This window comes from Rubrobacter calidifluminis, assembly GCF_028617075.1.
Taxonomy (GTDB): Bacteria; Actinomycetota; Rubrobacteria; order Rubrobacterales; family Rubrobacteraceae; genus Rubrobacter_E; species Rubrobacter_E calidifluminis.
In genome coordinates, this window is sequence record NZ_JAQKGV010000001.1 from 129,828 (window position 1) to 144,118 (window position 14,291).

The window sequence follows — 14,291 nt, forward strand, 5'->3', positions numbered from 1 at the left end:
TTGGCGCGCTGGCGTATGCTCGAGCCGGAGGAGGGGCTCGTGGCGGAGCTCGAACGGCTGGAGGGCATCGACGCCCTCTGCGCCCGCGTGCTCGCTAACCGCGGCGTACCTCCGGAAGAGGCGTCCTCCTTCCTCTCGCCCTCGCTCCTGACCGTGCGCAGGCCCGAGGAGGAGCCCTGGATCGCGGCGGCGCGCCGGATCGCCCGGGCGGTGAGGGACCGGGAGCGGATAGGCATCTTCGGGGACTACGACACCGACGGTATCACCTCGGCGGCGCTGCTCTACGAGGCACTCTCGCGCTACACGGAGAACCTGCTCGTCAGGCTCCCGACCCGCCAGACGGGCTACGGGTTGCTCGAGCCCTACGTGAGGGACCTCTTCGCCGAGGGAGTCGACCTCCTCATCACCGCCGACTGCGGCATCTCGAACCGCCGGGAGGTGGAGCTCGCGGCGTCTTTGGGGATGGACGTTATCGTGAGCGACCACCACATCCCGCCCGAAGACCCGCCGGGGGCGGCCGTCGCGGTGCTCGACCCCAAGCTCTGGGACCCGGAGGACCCGCTCGCCGGGGTCGGGGTGGCCTGGAAGCTCGCGTGGGCCGTGGCGAGGGAGCTCGGCGGCCCCGAGGAAGGGCGACGCCTCCTCAAGAGTTCGCTCGACCTGGTCGCGCTCGGGACCGTAGTGGACATAGCGCCGCTCGTCGGAGACAACCGGGCGCTCGCCAGCACCGGGCTGCGCTACCTGAACGAGAGCCTGCGTAAAAGGAGCATCCGGCCCGGGCTGCGGGCCCTGGTGGACGTGGCCGGGGTGAGGGGTGCTCTGAACGAGGAGGATCTCGGCTGGCGCATCGGGCCCAGGATCAACTCCATCGGGAGGATGAAGGATCCCACGCCCGCGCTGAGGCTGATGCTCACCCGCGACCGCGTGGAGGCGGCCCGGATAGCCTCGGAGCTCGATCATCTGAACGCCGAGCGCCAGCGCAGGACGCAGCGGGCGGTCGAGCTCGCGCTCGCGGAGGTCGATCCGGAGCAGGATCTGAAGGTGGTGATCTCGGAGGAGATCGGGGGGATCGCCGGGCTCATAGCGGGGAAGGTGGCCGCGGCGACCGGGCGCCCGGCGGCCGTCCTGAACCGCAGGGCCGACGGCTCCTACGGGGGGTCGGCCCGCGCCGGGGAGACCGACGTGGACCTCTACGGGGCGCTTCTGCGTGTGCGGCACCTGATGGGCGAGTGGGGCGGACACCGCAAGGCCGCCGGCATCTCGGTGAGGCCGGGCAGGCTGGAGGAGTTCTCGCGCGGGGTCAACGCGGCGGTGCGCGCCCAGCACGAGGCCAACCCGGAGATCTTCGAGCCCGCGCTGGAGGTTGAGGCCGAGGTGCCGCTCTCCGCGCTCTCGAACGGTTTCCTGGGGTGGCACGAGCGGCTGGCCCCCTTCGGGAGCGGCAACCACCGGCCGCTCTTCGTGAGCGGCGGGCTCGTGGTCGAGGGGGTCCGGCGGCTCTGGGAGGGGATGTGCCTCCTCAGGGTGAAGGACGGACCGGCGGCGAGGCTCGCCGCCCCGCCCGAGGCGCTGCCCGAGGGACCCTTCGACGCCGCCTACACCGTCTACCGCAGCGCCTACGGCGGGGGGGCCGAGATCGAGATCCTGGACTGGAGGAAGTAGCCCCTGAACGCCGTCGGGGTGGACGTGGGGGGTACCAAGATCGCCGCCGGGGTAATAACCCCACAGGGCGAGGCGCTCAGCCGGGTCCGTTACCCCACCTCCTCTTCAGCGGAGATTCTGCTTTCGACCCTCGTCCGCGCGATAAACGAGGTGCGGGAGGGCTTCGAGGTGGGAGGGGTGTGCCTCTCGGTGCCGGGGTTCGTCTCCGAGCGGGAGAACCGGGTGGTCTACTCCCCGAACCTGCGCGCGGTCGAGGGGATACCCCTCAAGGAGGTGCTCGAGCCCCGGATAGGGCTCCCGCTGACCGTTGAGAACGACGCGAACGCGGCGGCCTGGGGCGAGCTGCGCTTCGGGCTCGATCGCAGGGTCGAGCACCTGGTGATGGTGACGCTCGGCACCGGCATCGGTGGGGGTGTGGTCTCGCACGGCATGCTTTTGCGCGGGGCGCAGGGGGCCGCCGGGGAGCTCGGACACGTGACCGTACTCCCCAGCGGGCCGCGCTGCGCCTGCGGCAACCGCGGTTGCCTGGAGGTGATGGCCTCCGGGACTTCGATCGGGAGGCGCGCGAGGGAGATCGCCGCCAGGTATCCCGGCTCGGCGCTCGCGGAGCTCGCGATGGAGCGTAAGATCTTCGGCGAGGACGTGAGCCGCCTGGCCGCTGCGGGCGACGAGGGAGCGCTGGCGGTGCTCGAGGAGACCGGACGGTGGCTCGGGATAGGGCTCGCATCCTTTGTCAACGTCTTCAACCCGGAGGTCGTCGCCATAGGGGGCGGGGCCGTCGACGCCGGGGAGCCGCTGCTCGGGCCGGCGCGCGAGGAGGTGCGTCTGAGGGCGCGTCCTCCCTCACGCGACCTCGTGGTCGTCAAGGGGGCCACCCTCGGCCCCGAGTCGGGGATGTTCGGGGCGGCGGCGCTCGCCCGCGACCCAAAGACCGGCCGCTACATCCTCGACGAGGCGTAGCGGGATGCCGCTCGTCGTCGTCCCGACCCCGATAGGCAACATGGAGGACATAACGCTGCGCGCCCTGAGGGTCCTGCGCGAGGCGGACGTCATAGCCTGCGAGGACACCCGGCGAACCGGGAGGCTCCTCGCCCGTCACGGCATAGAGAACCGGCTTCTGGCCTACCACGAGCACAACGAAGACCGGCTCGCCCCGAGGCTCTGCCGCGAGGCGCGTGAGAAGACCGTGGCGCTCGTTTCAGACGCCGGGATGCCGCTCGTCTCGGATCCCGGATACCGGCTGGTCCGCTGCTGCATCGAGGCGGGCGTAAGGGTCGAGGCGCTCCCCGGTCCCTCGGCGCTCACCACGGCGCTCGCCGTCTCCGGGCTGCCGGCCGACGTGGTGATCTTCGCCGGTTTCGTACCCCGCAGGGGGAAGGGGCGCGAGGAGCTGCTGGATAAGGTACGCCGGGAGAGGGCGACCTTCGTGCTCTTCGAGTCCCCGAACCGCCTCGCCAGGACGCTCGAGGAGCTGCCCCCGGAGGCCCCGGTCGCCGTCTGCCGGGAGCTCACCAAGCTGCACGAGGAGGTCTTCCGGGGCACGGCGAAGGAGGCCGCGGAGCGCTTCGCCGCGGGTGCGAGGGGCGAGGTCGTGGTCGTGGTGCGGGGTGGGGAGGGGTTGGGGAGGGACGATCTCGAGGAGGCGCTCGCGGACGCCCGGCGGTATGTCTCGCAGGGGGAGAGCCCATCCCGCGCCGCCTCCCGCGCCGCGCGTGGCAGGGGGGTGAGCAGGGGCGAGGTCTACGACCGGCTGGTCCGGAGGGAGGGGTGATGAGCTTCTCTCTGTATAATTCCCTTGCCATGAGAACCGGAGAGACAGGTCCCGGATGCTCGTAGACTCCCACGCGCACCTCCTCATGCTCGACGTCTCCCCCGAAGAGGCCGTGGAGGAGGCCAGGGGTGCCGGGGTCGGGGTGGTGGTGAACATCGGGACCGATGCGGAAGACTCCAGGAAAGGAGTGGCGCTCGCCGCTGCGCTGCCCCACGTCTGCACCACCGTCGGCATCCACCCTCACAACGCACATGCCTACACGGCCTCGGATCTGGAGACCGTGGCGGAGCTCTCCGAGTCGCCGGGGGTCGTCGCCATCGGCGAGGTCGGGCTGGACTACTATCGGGGCCGGGAGACCGGCGAGGCCCAGCGGGCGCTCTTCGAGGACGAGATCTCGCTCGCCAACGACCTCAGGATGCCGCTCGTCATCCACTGCCGCGAGGCCTTCGAGGATGTGATGTCGCTGCTCTCGGGGGCGAGGGTGCCGGTCGTGCTCCACTGCTTCGAGGGGGGACGCAGGGAGGTCGAGGAGGCGAAGGAGCGCGGCTACTACATAGGCCTCACCGGTAACGTCACCTACAAGAACAGCCGGACGGCGGGAGTACTGGGCCTGATCGATGCGGAGCGCCTCCTTTTGGAGACGGACTCCCCGTACCTGAGCCCCCGTCCGGTGCGCGGCAGGAGGAACCGACCGGCCAACGTCGTCCACACCGCCCGGTTCGTCGCGGAGCGACTCGGGGTGCCGGAGGAGGAGATCGCGCGCACCACCACGGCCAACGCCCGGCGTCTGTTCGGGCTGCCCCCGGAGGTCGAATAGCGTTTGACGCGGCCGGAGAGGCCCAAGAAGCACCTCGGGCAGCACTTCCTCAAAGACCCGAACACCGCGCGCATCGTCGCCGGGGGGATCACGCGGGAAGACGTGGTGCTCGAGATCGGGGCCGGCAGGGGCTTTCTCACGGCCTTCCTGGCCGAGAGGGCGCGACTGGTGCACGCGGTGGAGCTGGACCGGGACGTGATCCCGGCGCTCCGCGAAGCCGTGAGGGATCGTGAGAACGTCATCGTCCACCGGGCCGACGCCCTGCGCATGGATTTTTCCTCGCTCCGTCCCCTGCCGAACCGTCTCGCCGCCAACCTGCCGTACAACATCGCCTCCCCGCTCGTCCTCAGGCTGCTCGAGGAGGCGCCCTTCGTCGGGTGGATGCGTTTCATGGTGCAGCTCGAGGTGGCGAGGAGGATGGCCTCCCGACCCGGGAGCAAGGACTACGCGGCCTACGCGGTGCTCATGCAGCTGCTCGGGGAGGTGAGGATCGTCCACCGCGTCCCCCCATCCGTCTTCGAGCCGCCGCCGCGGGTCTGGTCGGCGGTCGTGGAGGTACGGCGCAGGGAAAGACCGGAGGATTACGAGGCGATCAAAGAGTTCGTCCTCGCGGTCTTCTCCAGCCGGCGCAAGCGGCTCGTCAACAACCTGCCGCACGAGGTCCGCGACCGGACCGAGGTGGCCCTGCGGGAGCTCGGCCGTCACCCCGATGTCAGGGCCGAGGAGCTTCAGCCCGAAGAGCTCGCCGCGCTCCACCGGGCGTCGAGCAGCTGACGGCCCGAGGCGCCTTCCGGTATAATCGCTCGCGTTCGGGAGTAGGCCCGGTTTTGGGGCGTAGCCAAGCGGCAAGGCACCGGGTTTTGGTCCCGGGATCGCAGGTTCGAATCCTGCCGCCCCAGCCACACGACGCCGCTTTGCGGGTCTTAGGGCAACGAGGAGAACTTCTTTTGAGCAGCGGAGGCCCCATGTCGCATCGAGGTCCCATCTTCGCCGTGGTCCTGGCGGCGGGCAAGGGAACGAGGATGAAATCCAACCGCGCCAAGGTCCTGCACACCCTGTGCGGGGTTCCGATGGTCAACTACGCGATAGAGGCGATAAGACCACTCTCTCCCGAGAGGCTCCTCGTCGTGGTGGGCCACCAGGCGGAGGAGGTGAAAAAGGTGCTCCCGCCCGACACCGAGCCGGTCCTGCAGCGCGAGCAGCTCGGCACCGGGGATGCGGTGCGGGTCGCGCTCGAGGCGATAGAGGAGAGGGATGGGATTCTGCTCGTCGTCAACGGCGACGGTCCGCTCATCTCCGCGCGCACGCTCGTGGGGCTCGTCGAGCGGCACCGCTCGGCGGGGGTCGGAGCCACGGTGCTGGTCGCGGAGCTGCCCGACCCGGGCGGGCTCGGGCGGGTGATGGAGGACGCCGGCGTGGTGCGGATAGTCGAGGAGCGGGACGCGAGCGAGGAGGAGAGGAAGATAAGGCTCGTCAACCTGGGGCTGTACTCCTTCGAACTCGGGGAGATAAGACGGGCCATCGGCCTCCTCGGCGCGGACAACGAGCAGGGTGAGCTCTACCTGACCGACGCGCTGGAGATCATCGGCCGGCGGGCGCGGGCCGTGACCTACCTTCTGGAGGACCTGGAGGAGGCCAACCTGGTCAACGACCGCTCACACCTGGCCCGGGCGGAGGAGATCCTCCGTCGGCGCATCCTGGACGCCCACATGCGCGAGGGGGTGACGGTGCGCGACCCGGCGAGCACGCACATCGAAGCCGGGGTCGAGATCGGGCGGGACACGGTGATCCTGCCGGGCACCTTCCTCAGGGGCAGGACGAAGGTCGGATCGGACTGCGTGATAGGCCCCTTCTCCGATCTCTCGGACACGACGGTGGGGGACGGGGCGGTCGTCGAGCACTCCGTCGGGCGGGGGGCGGAGATCGGGGACAGGGTGAGCGTCGGGCCCTTCGCCTACCTGCGTCCGGGTACGGTGCTCGAGGAAGGCTCGAAGGTCGGGGCGCACTGCGAGGTGAAGAACAGCCGCGTCGGACGCGGGAGCAAGGTCCCGCACCTCTCGTACGTGGGGGATGCGGAGATCGGGGAGGGCGTCAACCTCGGCGCCGGCACGATAACCGCCAACTACGACGGCAAGAACAAGAACAAGACCAGCATAGAGGACGGGGCCTTCACCGGGGTCAACACGAGTTTGATCGCCCCGGTTACAATAGGGAGAGGCTCCTACCTCGGGGCCGGGAGCGTGGTGAACAAGGACGTGCCGCCGGGCAAGCTCGCCGTAGGTGCTCCGGCCCGCGCGATCCGGGACATCTCCGGGGCGGGTGGCGAGAAGAGTGAGGCTGGCGAGGAGGAATAGGGCAGAGGACGCGCATGGAGAACGGATACCTGACTCAGACCACCGAGAAGCGGCTGATGCTTTTTTCAGGCCGGGGATATCCCGAGCTGGCCGAGCGGATCGCCGAGCGTCTCGACGTACCCCTGGGCGAGGTCGAGCTGGAGACCTTCCCCAACGGGGAGGTCTACGCCCGCTACCTGGAGTCCGTCCGGGGGGCGGACGTCTTCATCATCCAGTCGCTCGGGGACCCGGTCAACGAGAACCTGATGGAGCTTCTGGTGATGATCGACGCGGCGCGACGGGCCTCGGCGAAGCGGATCACGGCCGTCATCCCCTGGTACGCCTACTCCCGCCAGGACCGCAAGACCAAGCCGCGCGAGCCGATCTCCGCGCGGCTGGTGGCGAACCTGATCGCGGCGGCCGGTGCCGAGCGGGTAATGACGATGGACCTGCACGTCGGGCAGATCGAGGGGTTCTTCTCCTTCCCGGTCGACCACCTGACCGCGATGCACACCTTCGTCGACTACTTCGTCGAGGCGGGCTTCAGGGGGGCTGATGACGCCGTGGTCGTGGCCCCGGACACGGGGGAGGTGAAGATGGCCAAGGCTTTCGCCGGGCATCTGGAGCTCCCCTGGGCCATCCTGAGCAAGACCCGGCACGCCGCCCGCCAGTCGGAGGTCACCCACGTGATAGGGGAGGTGGCCGGCAAGCGGGCGATCATGATAGACGACGTGATCGGGACGGCCGGGACGCTGGTCGGGGCGGCGGAGAGGCTCGTGCAGGAGGGGGCGCGGGACATCCGGGCCGCGGCCACCCACGGGGAGTTCTCGGGTTCGGCCTACGAGAAGATAGAGGACTCTCCCATAGAGGAGGTCGTGGTGACCGACACCCTCCCGCCGAAGCGGGGGAAGACCTCGAAAAAGATAAGGCGCCTGACGATCGCCCCGATTTTGGCCAGCACGATACGCAACGTGTTCACCGACGACTCGGTGAGCGCGGTCTTCATGGGCGAGAACCAGCTCTTCTAGAGAACGCGAGAGAAGGAGGTAACTTTCATGCCGGAGAACGTCAGCCTGCGGGCCGAGGAGCGCGAGCGCAGGGGTAAGAACGATGCCCGACGGCTGCGGGCCGCCGGGATGCTGCCCGCCGTACTCTACGGGAACGGGCCTGACGGTGGACGGGTAATGGCCGTACCCGCCAAGATCGTGGACCATACCCTGCACCATCTGGGGGACAACGCCCTCTACGACATAGAGCTGCCGGACAGCGGCCGGGCGACGGCGAGAATCGTCGACGCGCAGCGCGACCCGCTGACAGGGAGGCTGTTGCACGTGGACTTCGCCCCGGTCAACATGACCGAGCGCATCGAGGTGACGGTCCCGCTCGTCGTCTCGGGCGAGGCGCCGGGGGCCAAGGAGGGCGGCGTGCTGCAGCAGGTGCTCTACGAGGTGCAGGTGGAGTCGCTCCCGGGCAACATCCCGCAGGAGCTCGAGATCGACGTCTCGAATCTCGGCATTGGCGAGAACCTGACGCTCGGCGACATCGAGCTGCCGGAAGGTGTCGCCCTGATCTCCGACCCGGATGAGGTCGCGGTTACCGTGACCACGCCGACCGAGGTCACAGAGGAGGAGATGGCACAGGCCGGCATAGTCGAGGAGCAGCCGGAGGAGGCGCGCACCGACGAGGAGGAGGCGCCCTCCGGGGAGGAGCAGGGGGAGACCCCCGCAGAGTAGCTCCGGGGGACCGCACTGGATACCGAAAGATGGGTCGTGGCCGGGCTCGGTAATCCGGGGCGGCGCTACGCGAACACCCGCCACAACGCGGGTTACATGGTGGTGGACGAGCTCGCCGCCCGCCACGGCGGCGCCTGGCGCAGGCGGAAGCGGGCCGAGGAGGCGGAGATCCGTCTGAACGGGGTTTCGGTCGTGCTCGTCAAGCCGACCACCTTCATGAACGATTCTGGGCGTGCGCTCGTCGCCTATTCCGGCGACCGTCTCCTGGTCGTCCACGACGACCTGGACCTGCCCGCGGGCGCCGTGCGGGTGAAGGTTGGGGGGGGCGCTGGCGGTCACAACGGACTGCGCTCGGTGATCGGGAACCTCGGGCCCGAATTCGTCCGCGTGAGGGTCGGGATAGGCCGGCCCCCGGAGGGCGTGGAGGTGATCGACTACGTGCTCGGGCGGATGGACGGAACGGTGAGGGAGGCGGTCCCCCGCGCGACGGACGCCGTCGAGGTGGTGGTGGAGGAGGGGGCCGAGGCGGCCATGAACCGCTTCAACGCCCGCAGCCGGGCCAGCCGGTAACGACCGCCCAGTCGGGCCGCCCCGCGGCGGCTCCATCTCACCGGGATGCTCTCCGGGATGTCTCCCCCCGCAGCATCCTGCCCAGCAGCTCTATGCCACCCCGGCTCAGGGTGCGCCCCTGCAGGATCACCTCCACACCCTTCGGGAGGTCGAGCTCTTCGAGCCGATGCGCCGCCGGGTTGCCGCACACCACCACCCGCGTTCCCTCCCTGACGTCGGCGGAGCTTTCGATCTTGTAGAAGCTCAGGTGGGTGAGCCCCGCACCCTCCAGCGAGCGCAACAGGTTCTCGGCACAGGTCCGCGAGCCACCGACCACGCCCACAATCGTGCCCTCCGGGAGCTCCGCCAGCCTCCTCAGGCTCTCGATTGTGGCGACCGAGAGCAGCGCCACCGTCTCGATGCCGCGCGGCTCCATCACCCTGCCCACCTCGCCGACGTGGTAGAAGGTCGTGACCGCGAGCCGCCACGGCAACTCCTCCAGCGTAGCCACTCTCTCTTCCAGCTCGTCGACCAGCACACCCTCGACCTCGACCGGTAGCCTCTCCTCCAGCTCCGCCGAGAAGCTCGCGAGCTCCGGCTCGTTGCACTCGACGAAGAGCACAGGGACCTTCTCCACCACCGCCGAGACCCCCGCCCGCGCCAGCAGCGCGTATCCCAGATCCTCCGCAGAAACCCCCTGCTCCGCCGCGAGCTCCATCACCCGCTCCAAAAGCTCCTGCCTGCGCATCTCGGCCTCGTCCACCGGCGGCTCGAGCACGTATACCCCGCTCCCCCGCCGGCTCTCCACGTACCCCTCCCGCTCCAGCTCCGAGAACACCCGCGCTACCGTGTTGCGGTTGATCCTCAGATACCCGGCGAGCTCCCGGATGCTCGGCAGCCGCTCCCCGGGACCAAAGCTGCCCGCGAGGATGAGGTGCTTGATCTGCTCCTCCAGCTGTACATGTACCGGTACATGGCTCTTCGAGTCTACCCTCAATCCCATCAAAAGTCCTATTGTCCTAGGCCATAAGGACAATTATAATTGCCCTGCGTATATAGGACGATTTTACCTAGTCGAGGGAGTTCTGCGGTGGTTGAGGAGGTGAGGCAGATGGGTGAGCTGGAGGTCAGGTGGTCGCAGCCGGAGGATCGGGCGAGGATAGCGGATCTGCTGGAGGTCGAGGATCTGCCGCGTTGGCTCGCGTGGAGGGAGCAGTTCCTCGTTGCCGAGCGTGGTGGTGAGATCGTGGGGGCGCTCGAGTACCGGATGGCGCATGGGCAGATCGTACTGGGTATCATGGCCTCTGATCTTTTCGTGGACGAGCGGGCGGTGGCGCGGGCTCTGTACTCCGAAGCGCTCGCGATGGCGTGGGTGGTCGGGGCGCGCCAGGTCCGGGCGCTGCCGACCATGAGGGGAGATTACCCGGCGGAGGCCGGATACCGGAAGTGGAACCGCGTCTGGCGTGGCGGCCCCGTCCGTCCACCACGGCACGACGGGAGCCACGGACGAGAGGGCGGTCTGGTAAGGAGGGTGCTGTACCTGCTCGGGCGCTCTCCCTCCGCAGAGGGATGCGAGGCGGGATGAGGGATCCTAGCCGCGATCCCCGAGCGCCGGGGCTGCCAGGATGAGCCCGCCGGCGAGCGCCGCGCCCGCTGCGGCGAGCAGCGCCGGGGTGAAGGAGTTCCCGAGGGCTGCGGGGAGCAGGGGGCCTACCACCTGCCCGAGCCCGAAGGCCGCGGTGAGCAGCCCGATCACCCGCGAAGAACCTCCGGTCTTGCGGCTGGCGTAGGTGATGACGAGGGCGGTGATGCCCATGAAGGTGCCGCCGAAGAGGACGGCGGATAGCGCGGCAGCCCACTCCGAGCCGGAGAGTACCGGCAGGGCTATCCCTGCGGCCTGCAGCGGGTAGGCGACGCAGAGGGCGCGCAGGTATCCGATTCGGGAGGATACCCCGGCCCAGAGCACCGTGGAGGGTGCGGCAGCCACGCCGACCAGTACCCAGGCCGCAGTCCCGACCCCGTTCAGCCCCGGCGTGTCCTCCACTATCTTGACCAGGAACGTGCCGCTCACGATGTACCCCGCTCCCTCCAGGAAGTAGGAGATCCAGAGCAGGGAGAGCAAACGTCCCAGGCCACGCTCCGCATCCGCTCCGGACGCGCCGGAGACCGGAGCTTCGCCCTCCGGGAGCCACGCCCGGCACACCACCGAAAGCACTGCGGCGAGGACCGCGAGGGAGACCCAGTCGGCTCTCCAGCCCGTTCCCCGGCTCCCTGCACTGCCTATGAACAGGACCAGAAGCCCGGAGAGGGCTATACCGATCCCGACCCCGCTGTAGAGCCACCCCGAGAGGCGGGCGCCGCGCCTGCGCCGGAGCGCCTCCAGGACCGCTCCGGAGGCGAGGACGAAGACCCCCGCGCTGGCCACCCCCGCCAGGAACCTCAGCCCGAGCCAGACCGCGAAGTTGCCGGTGGCCGCCATGAGCCCGGTGGTCAGCGCGGTGGCCGCAAGGCTCGCCCGCAGTGCGGCCCCGTGATGGTGCGCCCGCGGAGGCACCACGGTGAGCAGCGCCGCGCCGGACAGGTACCCCAGGTAATTGCTGGAGGCCAGAAGCCCGCTCTGACCGGTGCTGAGGCCGAAGGCTTTCTGCATGTAGGGCAGGATCGGGGTGTAGGCGAAGCGTCCGATGCCCATCGCCACCACCAGGGCGAGGATCCCGGAAGCGAGCGGACGGAAGGCAGACCCCGGGGCCTGCCCGTCCTTTCTCTCCTGCACTTCCCCTCCTCTGCGAGCGGATACCAGGCTCCCGGCCATTATGGCACCCGCCTCGCGGCACGGGTGTGAACGGTTTGTATCCTTTTCAGGACGCAGTGTCCCGCTGCGAGAGAACCACGAGCCCGCAGAATAAGAGGGCGCCGCCCAGCAGTTCGAGCGGTGTGAGGTGCTCGCCAAGCACGAAGACCCCAAGGAGGGCAGCGGTCAGTGGCTCGGCGAGCGAGAGGGTCGTCGCGGTCGCGACCGGGATCAGTCTGAGTCCCCGGCCGAACAGGAAGTACGCCGCGGCGGTAGCCACGAGTCCCAGATGCAGCGCCACCCCGATTCCTCTGCCCTCTAGGAGCCATCCCGCACCGGAGAGCACCAGCACCGGCGAGAGCAGCACCGCCCCTCCGGTGAAGATGACGGCCATCACCACCTCCGGCGGGATGCGTTCCAGCAGGCCCTTGCTCGCGGTGGCGTAGGCCGCGTAGGAGGCGCCTGCACCTAAAGAGAGCACGATACCCAGGGGATCGACGGAGATGCCGCCGCCGGCGCCGATCAGTAGTGTACATCCGACGACCGCGAGCGCCGTAGCGGTTGCCCACCGGGATGAGAGGCGCTCGCCCCGGACCAGAAAACCTGTGATGCCTCCGAAGATCGGAGCGCTCCCGATGGCGACGATCGTGCCTATAGCCACCCCGGTCCTCGATACACCGCTGAAGAACAGCACCTGGTAGGCTGCCACCCCCGCACACCCCGTTGCCGTTTCGAGGAGGGGCCACCGGTGTCCGCGCAGCGTGCCGCGCCACAGCGTGACCGCCAGCAGCGCCAGGCCCCCCACCGTGACCCTCGCCGCCCCGATGGCCTCCGGTGTGGCCGAGGGCGGGGCGAAGGCCCCGGCCGTCCCGGTCGTACCCCAGAGCACGGCGGCGAGCAGTACCGGGTAGTTTCCGGGAATCGCCCTACCCCGCTCCTCCGCGCCCGTGTTCTTGCTCATGGCTACATTTAGCCATCCGGGAGTAATCGTGTCCAACGAACGTGTTCGATAGAATGGATCGAGGTAAAAGATCGGGTGAGGGATGGTGCAGATCCGGCAGCTTAAGACCTTCCTGGTGGTGGCGAGGACGCTGAGCTTTACCCGGGCGGCCTCCGAGCTGGGCTACGTGCAGTCGAGCGTCACGGCGCAGATACAGGCGCTGGAGAGGGAGCTCGGCGTGCCGCTCTTCGACCGGATGGGCCGGCGGGTTTTCCTGACGGACGCCGGCAAGAGGCTCCTGCCCTACGCGGAGAGGATGCTCGATCTGGAGTCGGAGGCCCGCCTTGCGGTCTCTGGTGATGGGGAGCCGGCGGGGTCGGTCGTCCTGAGCGCCTCGGAGACGCACTGCGCTTACCGCCTGCCGGGGCTGCTGAGCGGTTTCAGGCGGCGCCATCCGCGCGTGGATCTCAAGCTCAAGCCCAGCCCGGTCGGCGCGCTGGATACCGGGCTCCGGCAGAGTCTGGCTTGCGGCGAGGTGGATCTCGCGTTCGTTATGGAGGAACCGCTGCCTCCGGAGGAGCGACTCGAGGTGGAGCCGCTCGTCGCAGAGCCGGCGACGTTCGTCGCGGCCCCCGGCCACGACCTTGCGGGCCGGTCCGGTTTCGGGCCGGAGGATCTCGAGTGTCGGACGGTACTCGTGACCGAGGAGGGCTGCGCCTACCGGAGGGTGTTCGAGAGAGCTCTGTCTGAGGCTGGGGTGCGCCGGGTCACACTGCTCGAGTTCGCCAGCGTCGAGGCGATAAAGCGCTGCGCCGAGGCGGGGGTCGGGGTGGGAATGGTCTCAAGGAGCTCGGTGACGCAAGAGATAGATCGGGGAAGCCTCGAGGAGCTGCCCTGGGAGGGGCCGGGCTGCGGCGTCCTGACCCAGGTGGTCTGGCGGAAGGACAGGTGGATCTCTCCGGCGCTCGGCGCGTTCATCGAGGCTGCGAGGGAGGCCCTTCGCTGCGGAGACGGAGGGGAAGCCCCGGGCTTTTCTCAGGGTCGGAAGAGCAGCTCGTACCCGAGGTAGAGGGCGCTCGCCCACATCACGACCGCCGAAACGCGGTTGAGGACGCCGCGTGTGGCGCCCGTTTTACCCAGCAGCCTTCCGACCAGCGCCAGGAAGAAGAACCACAGCCAGGAGACCGTTATGCTCGCGAAGGTGAAGACCACCCTCGCGGTGCCATGGTAGGCCAGGGAGCTCGTGCCGATGACCCCCACGGTATCCAGGATGGCACCCGGGTTGAGCAGCGACACCGACAGGGCGAACAGCACCTGCTGACGGGTGGACAACCCGACGCCGCGCTCCAAGGCTTCGTCTGAAACGGGACCGGCGCGCCAGTTGGTCCAGCCCAGGTAGAGCAGGAAGAGCACCCCACCTGCCGCCAGCGCGATCTTCACCCAGGGGAGGGAGAGGACGGCGACCGAGACCCCGAGCACAGCTGCGAGGATGAGCGTGGTGTCCGACAGAGAAGCGGTGAGCACCGCGGGCAGAGCACCCAGCAGGCGGGACCGGGTCGCTCCCTGGGCCAAAACGAACATGTTCTGGGGCCCGAGGACGACGATCAGGCCCAGAGCCAGCACGAACCCGTGTACGAAAGGCAAGATCAAGCCCGGAGATGTTACCCATCGGGTCTCAACCTGGCAAGGCCGGGG

The 14,291-nt window shown here is 69.0% G+C and carries 15 protein-coding genes and 1 tRNA gene; 12 read left to right on the forward strand and 4 right to left on the reverse strand.

Annotated features, from left to right (window positions below):
- The 10 genes from PJB24_RS00670 (at position 1) to pth (ending at position 8,886) form a co-directional block, all read left to right on the forward strand.
- Positions 1-1,662: a single-stranded-DNA-specific exonuclease RecJ gene (locus PJB24_RS00670; RefSeq protein WP_273841597.1), complete on the forward strand. Its 1,662-nt coding sequence runs from the start codon at positions 1-3 to the stop codon at positions 1,660-1,662.
- A 24-nt stretch (positions 1,663-1,686) separates the two neighbouring features.
- Positions 1,687-2,622, forward strand: coding sequence for an ROK family protein (locus tag PJB24_RS00675; RefSeq protein ID WP_273841599.1), 936 nt, complete (start codon positions 1,687-1,689; stop codon positions 2,620-2,622).
- A 4-nt stretch (positions 2,623-2,626) separates the two neighbouring features.
- On the forward strand, positions 2,627-3,433 hold the full coding sequence (rsmI, locus tag PJB24_RS00680; RefSeq protein ID WP_273841601.1) for a 16S rRNA (cytidine(1402)-2'-O)-methyltransferase: 807 nt from the start codon (positions 2,627-2,629) through the stop codon (positions 3,431-3,433).
- Positions 3,434-3,488: 55 nt separating this feature from the next.
- Positions 3,489-4,250 (forward strand): TatD family hydrolase, encoded by a 762-nt coding sequence (locus tag PJB24_RS00685; RefSeq protein ID WP_273841604.1) that lies wholly within the window; start codon positions 3,489-3,491, stop codon positions 4,248-4,250.
- Positions 4,251-4,253: 3 nt separating this feature from the next.
- Positions 4,254-5,024 carry a 16S rRNA (adenine(1518)-N(6)/adenine(1519)-N(6))-dimethyltransferase RsmA gene (gene rsmA, locus PJB24_RS00690; protein ID WP_273841606.1) on the forward strand — a complete coding sequence of 257 codons (771 nt, stop codon included), beginning with the start codon at positions 4,254-4,256 and terminating at the stop codon, positions 5,022-5,024.
- Positions 5,025-5,078: 54 nt separating this feature from the next.
- A tRNA-Gln gene (locus tag PJB24_RS00695) sits at positions 5,079-5,152 on the forward strand.
- A gap of 63 nt (positions 5,153-5,215) precedes the next feature.
- A complete protein-coding gene (gene glmU / locus PJB24_RS00700) occupies positions 5,216-6,604 on the forward strand; it encodes a bifunctional UDP-N-acetylglucosamine diphosphorylase/glucosamine-1-phosphate N-acetyltransferase GlmU (protein WP_273841608.1) in 1,389 nt (462 codons plus the stop codon).
- 14 nt (positions 6,605-6,618) lie between these two features.
- Positions 6,619-7,611 carry a ribose-phosphate diphosphokinase gene (locus tag PJB24_RS00705; protein WP_273841610.1) on the forward strand — a complete coding sequence of 331 codons (993 nt, stop codon included), beginning with the start codon at positions 6,619-6,621 and terminating at the stop codon, positions 7,609-7,611.
- A gap of 27 nt (positions 7,612-7,638) precedes the next feature.
- Positions 7,639-8,316 (forward strand): 50S ribosomal protein L25, encoded by a 678-nt coding sequence (locus PJB24_RS00710; protein ID WP_273841612.1) that lies wholly within the window; start codon positions 7,639-7,641, stop codon positions 8,314-8,316.
- A 36-nt stretch (positions 8,317-8,352) separates the two neighbouring features.
- Complete coding sequence (pth, locus tag PJB24_RS00715; RefSeq protein WP_273841615.1) at positions 8,353-8,886, forward strand: aminoacyl-tRNA hydrolase; 534 nt, start codon at positions 8,353-8,355, stop codon at positions 8,884-8,886.
- A gap of 37 nt (positions 8,887-8,923) precedes the next feature.
- Here the strand turns inward: pth and PJB24_RS00720 are convergent, their stop codons facing one another.
- Positions 8,924-9,868, reverse strand: a complete 945-nt coding sequence (locus PJB24_RS00720; protein WP_273841617.1) for a GntR family transcriptional regulator — start codon at positions 9,866-9,868, stop codon at positions 8,924-8,926.
- Positions 9,869-9,976: 108 nt separating this feature from the next.
- Here PJB24_RS00720 and PJB24_RS00725 point away from each other — a divergent pair, with 108 nt between their 5' ends.
- On the forward strand, positions 9,977-10,450 hold the full coding sequence (locus PJB24_RS00725) for a GNAT family N-acetyltransferase (RefSeq protein ID WP_273841618.1): 474 nt from the start codon (positions 9,977-9,979) through the stop codon (positions 10,448-10,450).
- 6 nt (positions 10,451-10,456) lie between these two features.
- On the opposite strand, the gene PJB24_RS00730 is transcribed toward PJB24_RS00725, so the two are convergent.
- Together PJB24_RS00730 and PJB24_RS00735 are read right to left on the reverse strand one after the other, a co-directional pair.
- The gene (locus PJB24_RS00730; protein WP_273841620.1) at positions 10,457-11,638 is read right to left on the reverse strand and encodes a YbfB/YjiJ family MFS transporter; all 1,182 of its coding nucleotides are present in this window, start codon (positions 11,636-11,638) and stop codon (positions 10,457-10,459) included.
- An 85-nt stretch (positions 11,639-11,723) separates the two neighbouring features.
- Positions 11,724-12,617, reverse strand: coding sequence for a DMT family transporter (locus PJB24_RS00735; protein ID WP_273841621.1), 894 nt, complete (start codon positions 12,615-12,617; stop codon positions 11,724-11,726).
- Positions 12,618-12,699: 82 nt separating this feature from the next.
- Here PJB24_RS00735 and PJB24_RS00740 point away from each other — a divergent pair, with 82 nt between their 5' ends.
- Positions 12,700-13,665, forward strand: coding sequence for a LysR family transcriptional regulator (locus PJB24_RS00740; protein WP_273841623.1), 966 nt, complete (start codon positions 12,700-12,702; stop codon positions 13,663-13,665).
- Here PJB24_RS00740 and PJB24_RS00745 read toward each other — a convergent pair.
- Positions 13,632-14,246: a LysE/ArgO family amino acid transporter gene (locus PJB24_RS00745; RefSeq protein WP_420541852.1), complete on the reverse strand. Its 615-nt coding sequence runs from the start codon at positions 14,244-14,246 to the stop codon at positions 13,632-13,634. The two genes, PJB24_RS00740 and PJB24_RS00745, sit on opposite strands and share 34 nt — an antisense overlap.
- Positions 14,247-14,291: the final 45 nt, after the last annotated feature.